General features: G+C 36.7%; 14 protein-coding genes. 5 read left to right on the top strand and 9 right to left on the bottom strand.

Annotated features, from left to right (window positions below):
• Positions 1 to 180: 180 nt before the first annotated feature.
• The 8 genes from QUF86_RS23050 to QUF86_RS23085 form a co-directional block, all read right to left on the bottom strand.
• Positions 181 to 1,365, bottom strand: a complete 1,185-nt coding sequence (locus tag QUF86_RS23050; RefSeq protein ID WP_289335808.1) for a hemopexin repeat-containing protein — start codon at positions 1,363 to 1,365, stop codon at positions 181 to 183.
• Between the two features lie 1,511 nt (positions 1,366 to 2,876).
• Positions 2,877 to 4,289: a DHA2 family efflux MFS transporter permease subunit gene (locus tag QUF86_RS23055; RefSeq protein WP_289316952.1), complete on the bottom strand. Its 1,413-nt coding sequence runs from the start codon at positions 4,287 to 4,289 to the stop codon at positions 2,877 to 2,879.
• A gap of 705 nt (positions 4,290 to 4,994) precedes the next feature.
• Positions 4,995 to 5,993 carry an ROK family glucokinase gene (locus QUF86_RS23060; RefSeq protein WP_289335809.1) on the bottom strand — a complete coding sequence of 333 codons (999 nt, stop codon included), beginning with the start codon at positions 5,991 to 5,993 and terminating at the stop codon, positions 4,995 to 4,997.
• Between the two features lie 484 nt (positions 5,994 to 6,477).
• Positions 6,478 to 7,617, bottom strand: coding sequence for an ABC transporter ATP-binding protein (locus tag QUF86_RS23065; protein WP_289335810.1), 1,140 nt, complete (start codon positions 7,615 to 7,617; stop codon positions 6,478 to 6,480).
• Positions 7,618 to 7,751: 134 nt separating this feature from the next.
• Positions 7,752 to 8,720, bottom strand: a complete 969-nt coding sequence (locus QUF86_RS23070) for a sugar phosphate isomerase/epimerase family protein (protein WP_289335811.1) — start codon at positions 8,718 to 8,720, stop codon at positions 7,752 to 7,754.
• Between the two features lie 62 nt (positions 8,721 to 8,782).
• Positions 8,783 to 9,835, bottom strand: coding sequence for a Gfo/Idh/MocA family protein (locus QUF86_RS23075; RefSeq protein WP_289335812.1), 1,053 nt, complete (start codon positions 9,833 to 9,835; stop codon positions 8,783 to 8,785).
• Positions 9,836 to 9,858: 23 nt separating this feature from the next.
• A complete protein-coding gene (locus tag QUF86_RS23080; RefSeq protein ID WP_289335813.1) occupies positions 9,859 to 10,584 on the bottom strand; it encodes a ThuA domain-containing protein in 726 nt (241 codons plus the stop codon).
• A 269-nt stretch (positions 10,585 to 10,853) separates the two neighbouring features.
• Entirely contained in the window at positions 10,854 to 11,054 is a 201-nt protein-coding gene (locus QUF86_RS23085) for a hypothetical protein (RefSeq protein ID WP_230162930.1), read from the bottom strand.
• A gap of 1,168 nt (positions 11,055 to 12,222) precedes the next feature.
• Between QUF86_RS23085 and QUF86_RS23090 the strand changes: the two genes are divergently transcribed.
• From QUF86_RS23090 to QUF86_RS23110, 5 genes are all read left to right on the top strand, one after another.
• Complete coding sequence (locus QUF86_RS23090; RefSeq protein ID WP_289316957.1) at positions 12,223 to 13,215, top strand: LacI family DNA-binding transcriptional regulator; 993 nt, start codon at positions 12,223 to 12,225, stop codon at positions 13,213 to 13,215.
• Positions 13,216 to 13,364: 149 nt separating this feature from the next.
• On the top strand, positions 13,365 to 14,594 hold the full coding sequence (locus tag QUF86_RS23095) for an ABC transporter substrate-binding protein (RefSeq protein WP_289335814.1): 1,230 nt from the start codon (positions 13,365 to 13,367) through the stop codon (positions 14,592 to 14,594).
• 46 nt (positions 14,595 to 14,640) lie between these two features.
• Entirely contained in the window at positions 14,641 to 15,474 is an 834-nt protein-coding gene (locus QUF86_RS23100) for a carbohydrate ABC transporter permease (protein WP_230162282.1), read from the top strand.
• Positions 15,474 to 16,295 (top strand): carbohydrate ABC transporter permease, encoded by an 822-nt coding sequence (locus QUF86_RS23105; protein WP_063234577.1) that lies wholly within the window; start codon positions 15,474 to 15,476, stop codon positions 16,293 to 16,295. The genes QUF86_RS23100 and QUF86_RS23105 overlap by 1 nt, the downstream gene beginning before the upstream one ends.
• 52 nt (positions 16,296 to 16,347) lie before the next feature.
• Complete coding sequence (locus QUF86_RS23110) at positions 16,348 to 18,021, top strand: glycoside hydrolase family 13 protein (protein WP_289316959.1); 1,674 nt, start codon at positions 16,348 to 16,350, stop codon at positions 18,019 to 18,021.
• A gap of 406 nt (positions 18,022 to 18,427) precedes the next feature.
• Here the strand turns inward: QUF86_RS23110 and QUF86_RS23115 are convergent, their stop codons facing one another.
• Positions 18,428 to 19,192 (bottom strand): hypothetical protein, encoded by a 765-nt coding sequence (locus QUF86_RS23115; protein WP_289316960.1) that lies wholly within the window; start codon positions 19,190 to 19,192, stop codon positions 18,428 to 18,430.
• Positions 19,193 to 19,478: the final 286 nt, after the last annotated feature.

Consider the following 19,478-nt stretch of genomic DNA (forward strand, 5'->3'; position numbering starts at 1 on the left):
AAATTGTTCTAAACATAATTATCATTGTATAAAAGTAGAAAAAAACAATCTTGCATTATAAGTTAACGAACAAAAGAATATTTTATTGAAAACTTAATAAAATTCGAGATTAGGTAGACAAGTACCAAGATAATTAAATAAATTTTTAGAACTCAATCTTCTTGATTTAGGGATGAACAATCAAGTAGGTACTATTTGCATATGAATGTGATTCCGATGAAGGCTCCTTAACGGCTTCGCTGGTGGTGGCGGGTCAATATAATCTGGATGTATAACAAACCCGCCTACATCCCCTATTTCTTTTGGTGGCCACTTGTTCTGCAAGCCGATTCCATTACATTCGCACTCGAAAGTTCCAAAGCGGAATACCGTTAAAAAAAGGCTGTGCGCAAGCGGATCACTTATAGGATCCAAGCGCAAGGTTTTTCCACTAATGTCCTGCTTATTCCCCCAATCTTGTAGAACTTTACGGACAAAAGTCACCCCTGAACTGGTACCCTCAAGACCACTAAAATCAAGAGCTCTACCTTGATTGTGGCAGTCGGTAGACGGTCCATTTCCATGACCAATACCGAGGTGTCGAATAACCTGAATGACAGGTTCCGAGGCATTAACCCACTGAGTCAGTCGATAAAGACACACTAGCATGCGTTGATCCAAGTTATCTATCACCGGAGAAGGGCCAGCTTCATTTATAAAATTAACTCCATCAATGGTAGCAGGCTTCACCACAACTCTGGTAGTAGGTTTAGGTGATGTGATCCCGGTTAACCAATCACCAGTATAAGGGGTTTGTGTGGAACTTAGAGACAATTTTCCGCTCTGAATTAGATAACCCATTACCTCATTCGCCTGATCTAGAGTCAATTCATGGCTTGGCGTCCACATTCCTTGTGGCACTGGATCCAGGGACAAACTACTGATTTGTCCAACCTTATCAACAGTGCTTGTTGCTAAGTCAAATTGACGATACTCGCTGTCTTTAAAAAAATAAGCCTTATTCCCACCCTGATAAAGTACCGTATCAACTTTGTCAGGCCAGACATTGGGCCAGCCGGAGCTGATGGGTATTGGATAACCTGGGTCTACATGGTCTTGAGAGATGTCATATCGCAGATATTCTGAATCACGGAAAAAATATATTTTTCCATTTCCCCAGTTGACCGCGGAATCGATGTGTCCAGTCCAGTGTCCTGGCCACCCTTTCCAGTTCCCAGCAATCTTAAGAGGAGGAATATAGCCCGGGTCTACTACATTTTTGAATATGTCAAAACGGACATATTCGTCACCGTAAAAAAAGTAAACCTTGCCAAATCCCCAATAAACAGCAGCATCGGGTGGGTTGTCAGGCAGTCCAGGCCACATCGGGGCGATGGAATTCGGTGCTTAATCCTGCAATCCGCTGCGGAAATCAAATCTTATGTATTGGTTACTGGTACCATTAAATAAGTAGACCTTTCCATTTGGCCACGGAATGGCAGACTTTACTTGACTCATAGTTATTTCTCCTTTCAAAAAGAAGAACAGAATGTCTTATCTTATAAAATTCAAATATTTAACAACCGATCATGAAATTATATTGAATATTTGCTGAAAGTCCTTAATTAGTTTCTGTTGGGAACTAAGTTATATTCATGGTATTTACAAATTCAAATATGTATTATTTCATAGTTAGTAAATAAGCAATTCTTTAGCCTTTTTTTCGATGTGCCCATATAAACAAACACCATAACTAATAAATCGGACCTTCCTTTATCAGTTCCTACAAAGAATTTGTTTTTCCTGCCTTGTCATGAGAAATAGTTGGTAATTTTTATAATATATATTGCCCTATTAAATACTTGTCTATACGCCATTATTGATTTAAAATTCAGCTATCCAAAGACACCCTCATACTACAGCAGAACCAAAATACAGTGGCTATGGACACTTGCGAAACCAGTAGTTTAATACTAGTAGTCCAGTAAACGACAATACACATTTATAGGGTGTTTCACTTACTACTGGATCAATAACACCCTCTCTCCTGCTGAACTACAAAAGCAGGTTCGGCCACGCGCCAAAAATGATCTCCAGTAATCGTGTTTTATAAAGGCTTCCATGTTATAAATAAAATCTTTATATAGAATTTATTTAGGACCTCATACCTTTAGGGATGCTTTTGCCATCATTTCTCACTTAAATGGAGTGGATGTCTATCAGATTATGTAGAGTCTGGGCCATGAGTAGCTTTCCACTTCAGAGATATATTTGGAGAAAGTTTTAGAAAAAGAACGCCATGCGATTCATTTGTGGTTTGGAGAGTATATATAGAAGAAGATCTTCATATTCAGAGGGGTTTTTGTGATTTTTGGCGCGCTCTTAAAAGATCCAGTTTCGAAAATGGTTTAAAGATTAAGGATTTGAAAAATAGTCCAGATTTAATAAAAGATATTTTAACACCTACATTTAATTCATGTATGTTTTCTTCTTTTTATAAAGAAAGAAAATGATAAAAGAGGGAGAACAAATCATCGGGATGACTTGTTCCCCCTCTTTTTTAGAATCCCTTAGATAGGCATGACGAAGGAATGATAGGACATGTGAGGGAATGCCTCCAAGGGCGGCGTTGGAAAATGTTCATAACATAGTAAAAAATAGAGTTATTTCACGATGCTTTAATGTCCCTAACTTACTTCGTTTATTCGTTAACATACATTCAATATGGAACCCTGCGAATAAGCGGGTATTTGCGAGAAAATCGTATTAAACTGAGGGAGTTCAATTAGGTGAGCGAGCCTGGCGACGAAAATAGGATATTTAGTTAAAAAAGAATCACAAGTAGATGAATCTATATTGTGATTCTTTTCAAGCTTAAAAAACTCATATTCAAATATTTAATTCTTCTCCCCGAACTCTTTTCCTGCTGATTTTTGATCCTTTATTTTAAAAGAAATGAGGAAGCTAATTAACGAAAGTACAGCGATGACAATAAATGAGATTTGCGCGCCATACATATCAGGATGGACTATCTCGGGACGCTGCTGAGCATTTTCGGTAGCTGATGTCATCACAGTAACAAGTATTGCTGTACCTACAGATGCGGCAATCATTTTCATCGTATTATCCATTGCTGCACCATGGGCGATTAATCGTTTAGGCAGCTGGTTTAAGGCGGCCGTTGAAACCGGCATCATAACCATGGCTAATCCGAACATCCGTATACTGTACATAACCATAATAAATGTAAAACTTGTCGAAGGACCCACATCGATAAAAGTAAAGGAGGAAGCGGTTATGAGGAGTAATCCGCCAATAACCAACCACCTGGCTCCAATCCGGTCAAAAATACGTCCAATGAACGGGGACATTAACCCGGTAATAAGTGCTCCAGGGAGTATCGCTAATCCAGCTTCAAACGCAGTAAATCCTCGCATGTTTTGCATAAATAGCGGGATGAGCGTTTCGGCACCTATCAGACCCATAAAGGTAATGGCTCCAATAATGATAGCAATCGGGAATAATGAATACGTGAACACACGGAACTCCAGCATTGGATGCTTCAATCGCAATTGCCTGTTGATGAACCAAACAAGTGAAATTGTCCCAATGCCTAGGGATATGATGGTACTCTCGTCTGTCCAGCCATAATTACCTGCAGCTGTAAAACCATACAATAATCCACCGAAACCTACGGAAGATAAAACAATCGAAAGCACATCCACTTTTGGCCGTGTAACTTCTGTTACATTTTTTAAAGCGAAGAACGCAACTATGATATCAATAATAGCAATTGGAAGAATGATAAAGAATAAAACCCTCCATGAGTAGGTCTCCGTAACCCAGCCCGACAAAGCGGGACCAATAGCCGGCGCGAAGGAAATGACCAGACCGACCAGTCCCATGGCTGCACCCCGTTTATGAACAGGGAAAATCATTAGGAAGACTGTTTGCATTAACGGGAGCATGATTCCTGCTCCGCTCGACTGAATCATCCTTCCTAGCAGCAGCATTCCAAAATTTGGAGCTAGCCCCGCTACCAATGTACCAATAGCAAAAATCCCCATCGCGGAAAGAAAAAGCTGTCTGGTGGTAAAGCGCTCCAGTAAAAACGCGCTAACAGGGATCATGATCCCATTAACCAGCATAAAAACGGTTGTTAGCCACTGTGCACTATTTGCCGTAACATTCATCTCCTCCATTACAGGAGGAATGGCGGTAATCATTAATGTTTGATTCAAGATCGCAATAAATGTACCCGCAAGCAAAAGAGCAACAATTGTTGTCTGTTTACGATTTGTTGAACTCAATTATGGTCCCCCTTTACGATTTGGAAAAAACATACTTTTGTAGATTACACGAATTTACATCAGATTTCCAGTAATTTGCTGTTAAAATGAAAGCAATAAAGTCGGCCATTAAATAATTACTTTCCCTACAAATAAAAGGGGATTTCCTTTGAAGAACCAGCTGCAATTGATGTACTTTCTATTGGCCTAGTCATAGGGTTGCTGTCACAGACCGCAAAGTAGCAGATAAGTAGAGAGATGATGGGGAACACAGGAGCAAAGTGTATGCTCCTTATGTTGTTTATAGGGTCCGTTTCTGAATAGCTCTGTATAAAAAAACCTATTAAATAATTCCTTTAATGGAGTATTCCTTACTGTCATACATTCGTAGGACCAAGACTATTTTATCCTTGGTTATATATGATCTCATCTTTCAAGTAATTTTTCGTTTCTCGGTTTCTTCTTGTATAAATATTGTCAACTAAGGATAATGTCATTTTATAAAGCAGGTTACCTTGTTTCGTTAGTGGCTTGATGAATGGCCAGAGTGTTCTTAACTTTAGTCTTCCCTACCCATTTCGTCATTTACATTGTATCCCCTTGTAGAATATAAGTTTTGTGCTGAAATTAAAAAAGAGCACTTTGAAAATACCGATGCTCTTTAAATAGTAAAAAATAAAATTATTATTTATTATTTTCTGATTCTTATACCTTTTCATTGTGCTATCACAAATATAAAGGTGTATTTCCATTCCTGTTTAGTAATCTTTTTTTCACCAACCAAGCGCCTCCCATAATTCCTGCATCATTTCCTAACGTGGCATTGGCTAACTCCACTCCTTGCAATACTCTTGGAAAAGCAAAACGAGTAAATTGCTCTTTTAAAGGTACTAACAGTGCATCCCCTGCTTTGGAAACTCCTCCACCAATGATAATTTTCTCAGGATTTAAACCATTCGCAAGATGAGCTAATGCTAATCCTAAATAAAGGGTAACTTTCCCAATCACTCTATTAGCTAATTCATCACCCTCATTCGCTACTTCAAATACTAGCTCAGATGATAATATTTGATGTTCATTGTAAAAATCCCTCAGTCTACTTGGTGTCTCGGTAAAAGATAATTCTTCAATCGCTAAACGAACAATACCTGTGGCAGATGCTATGGTTTCAATACATCCCGTTTTCCCACAATTACAAGGTGCCCCATCCTCTACGAGAGAGGTAATATGCCCTATTTCGCCACCTGCCCCATTTATTCCATGTACAATTTGCCCATTGGAAATAATTCCACCACCAACGCCCGTTCCCAAGGTGATACATAATAAATCTTTTGACCCTTGTCCAGCACCTTTCCACATCTCCCCAATGGCTGCTGCATTTGCGTCATTATCAACTATGACTGGCAAAGATGTTCCCATTTCAAGAAGATCCTTCAAAGGAAAGTTATTCCACCCTAAGTTAACTGCGACATCAATAGAACCATTCCCCAAGTTAACAGGACCGGGTGCTCCAACCCCAATACCAATTAATTTCTGTTTTTCTTGCCCCAACTCACTTAATGTTTGATCTATTGATTTAGCCATCTCCTTAGGAATATTTTTCCCTTTTTCATTTATATTGGTAGGAATTCCCCATTTATATATAATCTCACCCTTTTGATTGATAAATGCCATTTTAATAGTTGTACCGCCTATATCTGCACCCACTAACCATTTTTCATCCATCAATACTCACCCTTTTTCATTCAAGTTGGCAAGGAACTGTATGCCTTAACCTTACGGCAAGTTAAGATTAAATTCGTTAATCTTGTAAAAGCTATCGACTATACAGCTTTACTTTTTTATATAGTAATTAAGAAGTTTAACTCCTATCTTTCCTTGTTCAATAGAAATTTTTCTATAGCTACGATAGCCCTTTGTTCATCGTCTCCATCTGCAGTAAATTTAAACTCCTTTGCCATGTCTAACTGTCAGGGCTATTCCCCCGATATTACTTTTCTCAACTACCTTTTTTCCTTTTTCACAATATTAATGTCACTGTTAAAAGATGATGCTCTTCCTACAAATTTCAGCACCAGATCGAGATTGGAGTCCATGACGAAGAAGTACGTCAATTTTTTTCTACCATTAATCCTCACTCTACCCTTACTAATTTATCTATATTTTTAATTGAAATTAAAAAACTTATTTCTCGTAGTTCATACATCTGTTATAAGACACCAGCTTCTCTTCTTTTATGTGTTTTCATAGGAAGTGGAATACGAGTCTCCGTTTTACTATCAAAGAAGTGTACCTTGTTCATGTCTATAGCTAATTTCATTTGTTGACCTGCTTTCACTTCTATACGAGCATCCACGCGCGAAACAAAGTTCTGATCATTAATTTGTGAATAAACCATTATTTCAGCACCCATTAATTCTGCCACTTCCACTTTAATATTTATTGTTGTATTCGGTGAGGCATCAACGAAAATCAGCTCATCATGAAAATCTTCTGGACGTACACCTAAAATTATTTGTTCACCTATATATCCTTGCTCACGTAATCCTTTCATTTTTCCCTCTGGCACCTCAATACGTACCGGTCCGATATGGAAGATACCCTCTTTTAAGGTACCAGTAAAGAAGTTCATCGCAGGAGAACCAATGAACCCGCCAACAAATACATTTGCAGGTTCGTCATATACTTCTTTTGGTGCACCCACTTGTTGAACAATTCCATCTTTCATAACAACAAGACGAGTTGCCATGGTCATCGCTTCTGTTTGATCATGCGTTACATAAATCGTGGTGGTTTGTAAGCGTTGATGTAGTTTAGCAATTTCAGAACGCATTTGGACACGCAGTTTTGCATCCAAATTGGACAAAGGTTCATCCATTAAAAATACTTTTGCATCACGAACGATTGCACGACCTAAAGCAACACGTTGACGTTGCCCACCCGAAAGGGCCTTTGGTTTACGCTGTAAGTATTGCTCTAGACCAAGGATATGGGCAGCCTCTTGTACACGACGATCAATTTCCTCTTTCGCGAATTTACGTAATTTCAGACCGAATGCCATATTGTCATAGACGCTCATATGGGGATATAAAGCATAGTTTTGGAAGACCATTGCAATATCTCGGTCTTTTGGTGCCACGTCGTTGACACGTTTACCATCGATAAAAAAATCGCCTTTTGAAATCTCTTCAAGTCCTGCAATCATGCGAAGAGTAGTTGACTTACCACAACCAGATGGACCAACAAAGACAATAAATTCTTTATCTTCAATCTGAAGGTTAAAATCTTTCACTGCTGTTACGTTTTTATCGTAGATTTTATAAATATGATTTAAACTTAACTCGGCCATTGTTTTCTCCTTCTTGAATCAGATTTTTTAATTTGTAATAGACTAGAATTTTATGATAATTTGATTTTGAAAAAATATTGTGATATGGATCAAGTAGATTCATACCACAACGATCTTTCAATAAAATTAACTTGTTATGCCCACCACATCTGTGAAGGTGATTTCTCAATTAAAACCGTTTGTAAGTTTGTCACTGCACGTTCGAAACCCTCATCAATAGACATGATCGCATCTTCATGCTCGATACTTACCACATAATCATACCCGTATGTGCGTAATGCACTCATCATATCTGACCATTCTTTTAAACTATGTCCACAACCAACTGAACGGAACGTCCATGCCCGCGAGCGAACTTCTCCATATGGTTGCATATCGGTTAACCCAAACATATTAATATTTTCTTGATCTAAATAAGTATCTTTGGCATGAAAATGATGAATGGCATTTTCTTTGGCTAAAATCTTAATGGCTGCCACTGGATCAATTCCTTGCCACCATAAGTGACTTGGATCTAAATTCGCTCCAATTGCATCACATGTTTGTTCTCGAAGTTTTAACAAGGTATAAGGTGTATGAACTAAAAATCCTCCGTGCAATTCTAATCCGATTTTCACGTTATTCTCTTTTGCATACTCTCCTACCTCTTTCCAATAAGGAATGAGCTTTTGTTCCCATTGCCAAGTTAAGATCTCACCATATTCATTTGGCCATGGAGTAACCGGCCAGTTTGGGTATTTAGCCCCCTCGTGATCACCAGCTGTTCCTGAAAAGCAGTTGACAACAGGTACATCAAGTAAAGAGGCCAGCTTAATCGTTTTACGTAAGGTTTCATTGGATTCTTTTGCAAACCCTTCTTCTGGTGAGATAGGATTTCCGTGACAACTAAATGCACTAATCGTCAATCCACGATCCGCTACTTTCTTTTTATAGCTTTCTCTCGCATTCGCATCTTCTAATAATTCATCTAACGGGCAATGATGGTTTCCTGGATAGCAGCCTGTCCCAATTTCCACGGTATGTAACCCAGCTGTTTGCACTTTATCTAGCATGTCTTCAAATGAATAGTTTGCAAATAGAACAGTAAATACACCCAATTTCACGTTGTTTTCCTCCTATAGGTCCCAAATTCTTAATATGGTAAGATATTTTTATAAAGCAGATTTTAAACTGCTGGCTCTTTTATCGCTAAAAAGGTACTTACAATTTGTTTGGTTTCATGAGATTCAATAGCGGCTAGAATAACAAATAGAGATTTTGCCCCTTCCTCTCCTGAAACGGCTGGCTCTTTATCCTCTACGATAGCATTTACGAATTGTTCAATCACATGTGAGTTGTCTTGGCCGCCCTCATCGTTTGATTGAATTTTGCCAAGCTCATAATTTGCAACCTCACCTGTTGCGTATTGAACGATTAAGGAATACGTTGGATGATCTTCTAAACGAAGAATTCCTTTCTCACCGTAAATAATCGTGGAGTTATCTTCTTGACCCACGTACGCCCAACTAGATGCGAGCGTTCCAATAATTCCACTTTCTGTTTTTAACACACATACTGCGTTGTCATCGACATTAGCAAAATCTTTAGCGTTCGTTTGCACAAATGCACCTACTTCAACGATTTCTTCACCAAGAATGTAACGAAGTAAATCTGTTTTATGCACACCTAAATCTCCCATGGCTCCAATAAACGCTTCATTCTTTTTAAAGAACCAACTCTCTTTACCGTCAACACTCCATTGCTCAGGTCCTCCATGACCAAATGCAGTACGGAAGCTATATATTCTTCCAATTTCACCACATTCAATAAGCTGACGTGCTTTTTGATGGGATGAAACGAAGCGTTGATTGTGACCGATCATAAGTTTTTTGCCACTTTCTTTTGCTGCTTGAATCATAGCCTGAGCTTCTTCTTTTGACGTAGCCATTGGTTTTTCACACAATACATGAACGCCTTTGTTTAAAGCTGCGATTGATATGGGCGCATGCAAATAATTTGGTGTACAAACACTCACTGCATCTACCGTTTTGCTTGCGAGTAATTCTTCATAATTTTTATATACTTTTGCACCATACTGCTTGGAAACTTCAATGGCGCGCTGTTCATTTATATCACAAACTGCTACAATCTCTACTTCTTTATTCATTTTATATTCTGGTAAATGACGAAGTTGAGCGATACTTCCACAACCTATAATCCCTACTTTTACTGTTTTCATAATCAGTTTCCCCTTTAATATCCTTAATTTTTCACTGCAATTCGTTCCAGTGGTGTTGCATTTCCGTATATAGGACGTTTTCTGTCAACTGGGTGTGCCCATTTCACGCCATTTATAATGACACGTTGAATATCTTTATTGTGATATGTTGGATACGTTTCATGGCCTGGTCTAAAATAAAAGACTTTTCCATTGCCTCGTTTATATGTGCAACCACTGCGGAAAACTTCCCCACCTTCGAACCAACTCGTAAAGACTAATTCGTCTGGAGCCGGGATATCAAAATGTTCCCCGTACATTTCTTCGCGTTCTAGCTCGATATATTCTGAAATACCTTCAGTAATCGGATGACTAGGATCTGTTACCCAAAGACGCTCTTTTTCATCTGCTTCGCGCCATTTTAAATCACAACTTGTACCCATTAATTTTTTGAAAATTTTGGAGAAATGGCCTGAATGCAATACGATTAAGCCCATTCCATCTAATACACGCTGCTTTACCTTTTTAACAATTACATCGTCTACTTCATCGTGAGCTAAATGCCCCCACCAAATCAGCACATCTGTTTCTTCTAATACAGCATCTGTTAAACCGTGTTCGGGATCATCCAATGTAGCTGTTTTTGCATCAAATCCGCTTTCTTTTAAAAATGCTGCAATAGCACCATGAATACCTTCAGGGTAGACTTCTCTTACAACTGGATTTTTTTGTTCATGTCGATTTTCATTCCATACAGTTACTTTTACCATCATAAATACTCCCTCTCATTTTGATTTGATGTATTGAAATTATTATCCGTAAATCTCCAACTTCACAATACATAAGCTGTCGATTTGACTGCCCAACCGCTTTCTAAAGTATTTGCTTTAGAGGTCTGCCTGCCAACCTATCACTCTATGGACTGCACTGAATTAAGTCGTTAAAAACAACGTAAACGTTTACGTTAATGGTACTGTAGTCTTCCTCATAGCGGATAGCGGATAACGGCTGTCAATGCCCGTGAGTTGTGGAACAGCCATTACATCACTTGAACAGAATACGGCTGTAAATGTTGGATAGTCCAAACTTGAACCACCCTTTCTATTCCACGTTGAAGACCATAATACCCATATGTACTCATTTGAATGGTTACCGTAACACCAACATCATTTATAGCGTCCTTAAATCCATTTACACGAGGAATTGTCGAAATGACATCTCCTTTTGTTCCGGCAATCATCCCAACATCAATTCCTGTTAAAACTTCACTTGTTAATTGTTTCGATACTTTGAGAACCAGTAAGCAATATATCTAGTACAACAGCCTTAGCCTGATAACCAATCTCGTCAATCACTTTTCTGAATGCCAGAAACAGATAAAACTGGCTTTCTTTGCTGCATCAATAATTGTAATTTCCACCAACTTTCTACGTAAACGTTTTCTAAAAACACACTAGCACATGTGTAAAACCTTTTCAACGATTTTTCAGATATTTTTGAATTTTATAAGATATTCTGTTACTGCAAAAAAAAGTGGTATCACCCCTTTATGGGTATATTTGTATAGTGTTTATGGAAAATGAGTGTCTAAGCTTGAAAAGCATGTACAGACAGAAAAATTACTATAAAAAAGGGAACTATTCTTGCACAAATAGCTACTTCAAATCAAAGGATAGAATGACTTATCTGGGGCTTAGATTCAAAGGTGAAAATTTTTTATTCGATTGATGATCAGTCCGGATAAACTATGCTTCTTCCTTCTTGAATAAAACCCGCGCCCGTTAGCTGAAAGAATGTTGTTTTACCTGTACAATTAGCATTAGCAATCTTTTAACTATCTCACGTGAACTTGCGGAAGTTGCGCTTACTTTTATCCACGAACTTGGGCTTTCTAAAGACACATCTTCTATCCTGGAGACTCTTCTTTTTATAGGCTGTGCTTCCTATGATTTCTTTCATTTCCCATCTCCAACGAGTCTGTTTCTCTCCCCTAAGATGGCAGAAATAGTCGCCTATTTTGTGTTGGTAATTTCGGTTTTCTGTGAATGTTTTTTTGATTTCGCTTATGTTAACCTCTCTTCACTCCAACTATTTGCAACTGTATATTTATCATTGTGTATGTGTGTAACATCACATCATATTATGTTTTCGTTTTCTATCTGGGGCATTTGTTTTCGAAAACCTTCATTTACATATACATCCACCTCTATTAACCCTTTTTTCAAAATATATGCTTCATATATTTTTCATTCACATAATCGTGAAATTAACGGATTAAATGTTTACATATGAAACAAGTCGTTTGACGAAAGTTAGAATATTCAAATTTTGAAATAAATTGTATTGAAAACGCTTTATTTATATGTTAAGGTTTTTTAGAAAACGTTTACGTAGAAAGTTGGTGAAACATGTCGATTACCATTAAAGATGTAGCAAAGCAAGCAAATGTATCCGTTGCGACTGTTTCTCGTATTTTAAATAATTTGCCTGGCTACTCGGATGAAACACAACAACGAGTAAAAAAGGTAATCAAAGAACTTGGTTATCAACCTAATGCCGTTGCAAGAGGTTTAATTAATCGCAAAACAAAAACGATAGGTGTACTCGTTCCCAATGTATCTGATTTATTTGCAAGTGAGGTTTTAGCCGGAATTGAGGAACAAGCTCATGAGTTTGGTTACAGTGTAATGATATGTAAAACCAATCATGATGGTAAACGAACGATCAACTACTTGCAGGCATTGTATGAAAAACGGGTGGATGGAATTATTATCGTCAGTGAATTTATCACGCTAGATTACTATAAAGCGATTGAAACAAACAATGTACCGGTTGTATTAGTGGCAACACAATCAGACTATCCCCTTCCCTTTATTAAAGTAGATGATTATCAAGCTGCTTACGATGCCACGACCTATTTAGTAGAAAAAGGGCATTCACATATTGGAATGATTGCAGGAACAAAAAGCGATATCATTTCAACAACTCCACGTGTAAAAGGCTTTACAGACGCATTAAATCACGTGGGAATAACAGTGACCAATGAAATGATCACGTATGGAGATTTTTCTTTCAAGAGTGGTATTAAGGGGATGGACGATTTATTGAAAAGTTACCCAAAAGTAAGAGCTGTATTTTGTGCAAGCGATGAAATGGCTGTAGGAGCCTTATCACTTTTATATAAAAAAGGAATTAGAGTACCGGAAAGTATATCCATTATAGGATACGATAATACAGCTACAGCTGAGAAGGCCATTCCCCCACTTACGACGGTAGCGCAGCCCTTATATAAGATGGGTAAAGATTCCATTCAACTTTTATTGGATCCATCTTTAAAAATAAACCAGCTTTATCCTCATCATATTGCTGAGCGTGATACAGTCCATTCATATAGCGAATAAAGGTTAAGTTACAAGTTGGGGTGATTACACTATTATCACTCCAATTATAAACGGCTTAACGTAAACGTTTACTATCATTGATGATTCCATTAGAGTAAACGTTTACTTATGCATAAAATAGACGAAATTTTCAGACGGGAGATACGTATATGAAGAATAAGTGGCGTTACCTCTGTACTACAGCATTTATAGCCAGTTTACTTACAGGATGTACTAATCAAACAACAGCTGATGAAAAAATCCATATTGAATTTTTTCAAAATAAGCCGGAAGCTGTAGCGACATTTGATCATTTAATTGAAAGGTTTGAAAAATTGCACCCCAATATTGATATTGAACAGAATAACGTTCCTGATTCCGAGACGGTATTACGGACGAGATTGGTGAAAGAAGATGTACCAGACCTTTTAGCGATCGGAGGCAATGCTACGTATGGCGATATTGCAGAAGAAGGATTATTTTATGATTTTTCAAAGGATTCAGCCATCAATAAAGTTATACCAGACTATGTTAATATGCTTAATTTATTAGGTAGAACGAATAATGAGGATAATGGAATTCCCTTTGCGACGAATGCAAATATGCTTTTATATAACAAGGATAAATTTAAAGAGTTAGGGTTACAAGTTCCCAAAACATGGGATGAGCTAATTAACGTTTCAAAACGGATTCAAAAACAAGGAGAATTACCTTTTTATTTTACGTATAAAGATGCTTGGACTGCAATGGTCTCATTTAATGCCTTAGCAGGAAACTTGCAAGGTGACAACTTTATCCAGGATCGCAATTCCAATAAAACAACTTTTACAGAGCATTACAAGGAAACTTTAGTAAAAATGCTTACATTGCTCGATTATGGTCATAAGGATAATTTTGGCCGTGACTATAATGCAGGCAATCGGGCGTTTGCAAATGGTGAATCAGTTATGTATATCCAAGGAAGCTGGGCAATCTCATCAATTAAAGCAATTAACCCAAATATAAAACTCGGTTCCTTTCCCTTACCTGCATCCAATGATTCATCTCAAAACAAACTCGTATCAGGTGTAGATACTGCATTAACGATGTCAAAAGATACACCACATAAAAAAGAAGCGTTAATGTTTATTCATTTTTTATTAGAAAAGGAAAATTCACAGTATTACATTAAAGAACAAAACAGTTTTTCTGCAGTTAAAAATGTTTTACAAAATGATGAAACTTTAAAAGAGTTAAACCCTTATTTTGTACAACAAAAAATCACTAGTTTTCCGGAACACTATTTCCCTGCTAGTATGCAAGCAGCCAATTTAATACAGGATTTTCTAATTAAAGGAGAAGTCAAACCGTTCCTTTCAAAACTGGATGATGAGTGGAATAAAGTCAAAGCGAGAGAATAACAAGGGGGAAAAACGAGTGGTTAAACAATCCAAAGCCTATTACTGGATGGTGCTTCCAGCATTTTTAATATTTTTTGTATTTCATACAGTTCCAGTTTTTCAAGGAATGATTTATAGTTTTACAAATTATAAAGGGTATGGGGATTTTAATTTTGTTGGCTTAAAAAACTATGTGAATTTATTCCAAGACCAACGTATTTTGGCTTCCTATGGCTTTACATTTAAATTTGCCATTGTTTCCACTTTACTCGTAAATATCATTAGTTTGGCAATTGCCATAGGACTTAATGCAAAGATTAAATTTCAAAATACACTTAGAGCTGTGTTTTTTGTGCCGAATATTCTAAGCGTATTAATCGTTGGGTTTATCTTTAATTATTTATTTGCATTTTTTATCCCTCAAATTGCTGAAAAGTTGGGCATCACATCTTTAACACAAAATATTCTTGGTAACCCAGATTTAGCATGGGTTGGAATTGTGATTGTGGCTGTATGGCAAGCCGTTGCATTTAATACCATTCTCTATTTAGCAGGATTACAAACGATTCCAACTGAATTGTACGAAGCTGCTAGTTTAGATGGTGCGGGAAAATGGAAAAGTTTTAAACACATTACATTTCCACTTATTGCATCTTTCTTCACCATAAATATGGTGCTTGCGATGAAAAACTTTTTGATGGTATTTGACCATATTATTGCAATGACAAATGGAGGTCCAGGTCAATCTACGGAAGCCATTTCGGTATTGATATATAAAGGGGGCTTCTCAGGGGGGGAGTTCGCTTATCAGGCAGCAAATTCTGTGATCTACTTTATTTTAATTGTGGTTATATCAATCCTGCAAATTAAATTCCTTCAAAAACGTGAGGTGGATATGTAATGGAAAGTAAAAAAGTAAATTGGCCTATAACCATACTGCTAATTTTTTGCTCACTGGTTATCTTATTTCCCCTCTACCTAACAGTCGTGACAGCATTCAAGTCACCAGATGAAATGAGTAAATCCCTTTTGTCTCTGCCTCATACATTAAGATGGGAAAACTTCGCTGAAGCCATTCGCCTGACGAATTTTTTTCAATCTATTAAAAATAGCTTTATCGTTACAGTTTTTACAGTTGCTCTTACATTACTGACAAATTCGATGGTGGCTTATGCCATTGCACGGAATATGCATAGACGATTCTTTAAGTTGCTTTATTACTATTTTGTTAGTGCGATGTTTGTACCTTTTCCGATAATTATGTTGCCTGTTGTAAAGCAAACTAGCCTATTCGGATTAAATAATATGACAGGACTTATCTTTCTGTATATTGTATACGGTTTGGCTTTTAATATTTTTATTTATGTGGGCTATATACGTTCGATTCCCAAGTCATTAGAAGAAGCAGCTTATGTAGATGGAGCAAGTATTTGGACAGTATTTTGGAAAGTTATTTTTCCATTATTAAGCCCAATAAACGCAACAGTCGGAATTTTAACATGTTTGTGGGCATGGAATGATTTTATGTTACCACTTGTTATTTTAAGTGATCGTGATTCGATGACATTGCCGCTTGTTCAATATGTATTCCAGTCACAGTTTACAACAAATTATAACTTAGCATTTGCCTCCTATTTAATGGCACTCTCCCCTATGGTCCTTGTTTATATCATAGCTCAAAAATGGATTATTAGTGGTGTGACAAAAGGTGCTGTTAAATAAGGGGAATATGAGACTGATTAAGAAACAAATTAGAAGTGAAAGGAAGATGAAATTGGAGAAAAAATGGTGGAAAGAAAGTGTTGTTTATCAAATTTATCCTCGGAGTTTCATGGATAGTAATGGGGACGGAATTGGAGATTTACGTGGAATTATTTCAAAACTTGATTATTTAAATGAATTAGGAGTTAATGTCGTTTGGCTATCACCTGTTTTCAAATCTCCAAACGATGATAATGGCTATGATATTAGTGACTATCAAGACATTATGGATGAGTTTGGTACCCTGAATGACTGGGATGAACTTTTGGAAGGATTACATTCACGCAATATGAAATTAATGATGGATCTAGTTGTTAATCACTCATCAGATGAACATAAATGGTTCATTGAATCCCGATCATCAAAAGATGATCCGTACAGAGACTACTATATTTGGCGCCCCGGCAAAGATGGAAAAGAGCCAAACAATTGGACATCAGTTTTTAGTGGTCCAGCTTGGCAATATGATAAAGAAACAGATGAATACTACCTTCATCTGTTTAGCAAAAAACAGCCTGATTTAAATTGGGCAAACCCTACAGTAAGAAAAGAAATTCATGACATGATGATATGGTGGCTTGATAAGGGCATTGATGGTTTTCGAATGGATGTGATTAACCTCATTTCCAAAGCGGAAGGATTGCCCAGCACTCCAGGCGGAAAGCGATACGACTGGGGTGGCGATTTCTTTATGAATGGTCCTCGTGTGCATGAGTATCTACAAGAGATGAATCGTGAGGTACTTTCGAAATATGACATGATGACAGTCGGCGAATGTCCTGGGGCATCCGTTGAAGATGCCACTAAGTATGCGAATAGTGAAGGTACTGAACTAAATATGATTTTCACATTCGAACATATGGATTTAGACTCAGGACCAGGCGGAAAATGGGATGTAAAGCCTTTAAAGCTGGACGATCTTAAAGAATGCATGACAAAATGGCAGAAAGGATTGGAAGGAAAAGGATGGAATAGCCTTTATTTAAACAACCATGATCAACCAAGAATGGTCTCTCGCTTTGGCAATGATACATCTTACCGAGTAGAATCCGCAAAAATGCTTGGAACATTCCTTCATATGATGCAGGGAACGCCTTATATTTATCAAGGTGAGGAAATAGGTATGACAAATGTTAAATTTGGTCTTGATGATTATAAGGATATTGAGATTCTGAATATGTACCGTGAAAAAGTTATAGAGGGTCAAGAGGATAAAGCTAAAGTAATGGAATCCATTTATATTAAAGGCCGTGATAACGCTAGAACTCCTATGCAATGGGACGATAGTAAAAATGCTGGTTTTACAACAAGTACTCCTTGGTTAAAAGTAAATCCAAACTATAGAGAAATTAATGTGAAACAATCATTAGAAGACTCGAATTCTATCTTTTACTACTATCAAAAACTAATTAAGTTAAGAAAAAAATATGACGTAATTGTGTACGGTGCATATGATCTTATTTTAAAAGAAAATGAGCAAATTTATGCGTATATACGTACTTTAGATAACGAAACATTACTTGTTATTTGCAACTTTACAGGGGAAGCAGCCTACTTTGAATTACCAGAACACATTAGCTGTGAAGCTAGACAACTGCTAATCAATAACTACGCGGATCAAAACAGTGATGAAATTTCTTCTAATACATTAAAACCTTATGAAGCGCGCGTTTATCTCTCGAAGTAACGAAAAAAAGTAACCTCGATCGTTTTTGACTTTATGCAGAGTTCACCTTTTTATGAACCTATTCTTTTTAAGCATATGCATCGTAAGGTTCGTGTGCGAGGACTTACAATTAATATTCTAAAACTAGATATACGGATACTTTCAGATTAAAAAGGCATGTGTATAGGAATAAAAAATAACTTTATATCCAAAAAACTTACCCATTAGGTAAGTTTTTCTTTTTTTTCGTTTTAAATTACCGATAACAATACTAGTGAATTTAAATGAGTTATTATAATTCATGTTTTTTGCCTTAACCATGTGGATGCAATAACCCTAGAATTTCCGGTTAATTTAACTCTTCTTTTTAATTCTTTAAAGAGCTCAATATTTTCTTTATCCCTCCTGCAAATAAAAAGCACCCAATTTAATGGATGCTTAGATTTCCTTTCTTTCGTAATCTTATTTCAAATTTATCACTGAAAAATTCATTGGCATTAAAAATAGTACTAATGTCTGAAATATCACCTATGTTCACAATTAAGGCTTCATCAACTTCTTGATCTGTGAGAACTATGCGATATTCATATTGATTTTCAAAATATTTATCTTTCCAAAAATAAATATCAGTCCCTTGATTTTTATAAGAGCTCATCCTAGCTGAGGAATTGATGTTATAATCATCATATTTTACCAAGCCCCCTCTGTAAGCATAACCTTTTTCATTGAGTGTTCTAGTAATTCTGTCAATAAATTGCGATGGGGTAACAAAAATTAAGCTATCTCCGAACTCCCTGATCATTTTATCGATTTGTTCATTAGGTAAATCAAATTTGGTATAGTAATATTTTTCATCCTCTTTAACCACTTTTAACATATCGCCAACAATTGCATACATACAATATAATGGTCTTTTTTCATTTATATTTTTTCTGAAATTCATTTTTTTAGTTCGCCCCGACATTATTAATTCATTGGTATCTTGAGTAAAGAAATTCATGGTTAATTCCGTAAAAACATGTGCTGCTTCAAATTTGTCTCCTACACCTTTTTCTCCTGAAGCACTTTCTATATCAATATACTTTTTGAAATTATTCATATATAAATCTCCAGACAAAAAACTTTCCACAAAAGGTGTGAACTTTATAAATCCAAAAACTTGACCTTTAAATCCAACGTCTGATATTTTCATATTCTTCATTCCCTCCTATTTGACTACTAAATTCTACAAAAGGGACTATTCACCGGTATTTATTCTAAGACTATTAAGGAACGTTTACGTTAGTGAACATGTAAGAATGTATGCCTAGTTTACAAAGAATATACTTCAGTAAAAAACGCTTATCCAAAGGTAGACAGTCCTTCTTCTTTACAGTCTTCTTTTTAACCTCTCCTGATTTCATAATCTCTCCCCAATAAAAAAGCACCCAATTTAACGGATGCCCCCAATTTATCTCATTCATTTTATCAATAAAATC

It is taken from the genome of Peribacillus sp. NJ11 (assembly GCF_030348405.1).
GTDB lineage: Bacteria > Bacillota > Bacilli > Bacillales > DSM-1321 > Peribacillus.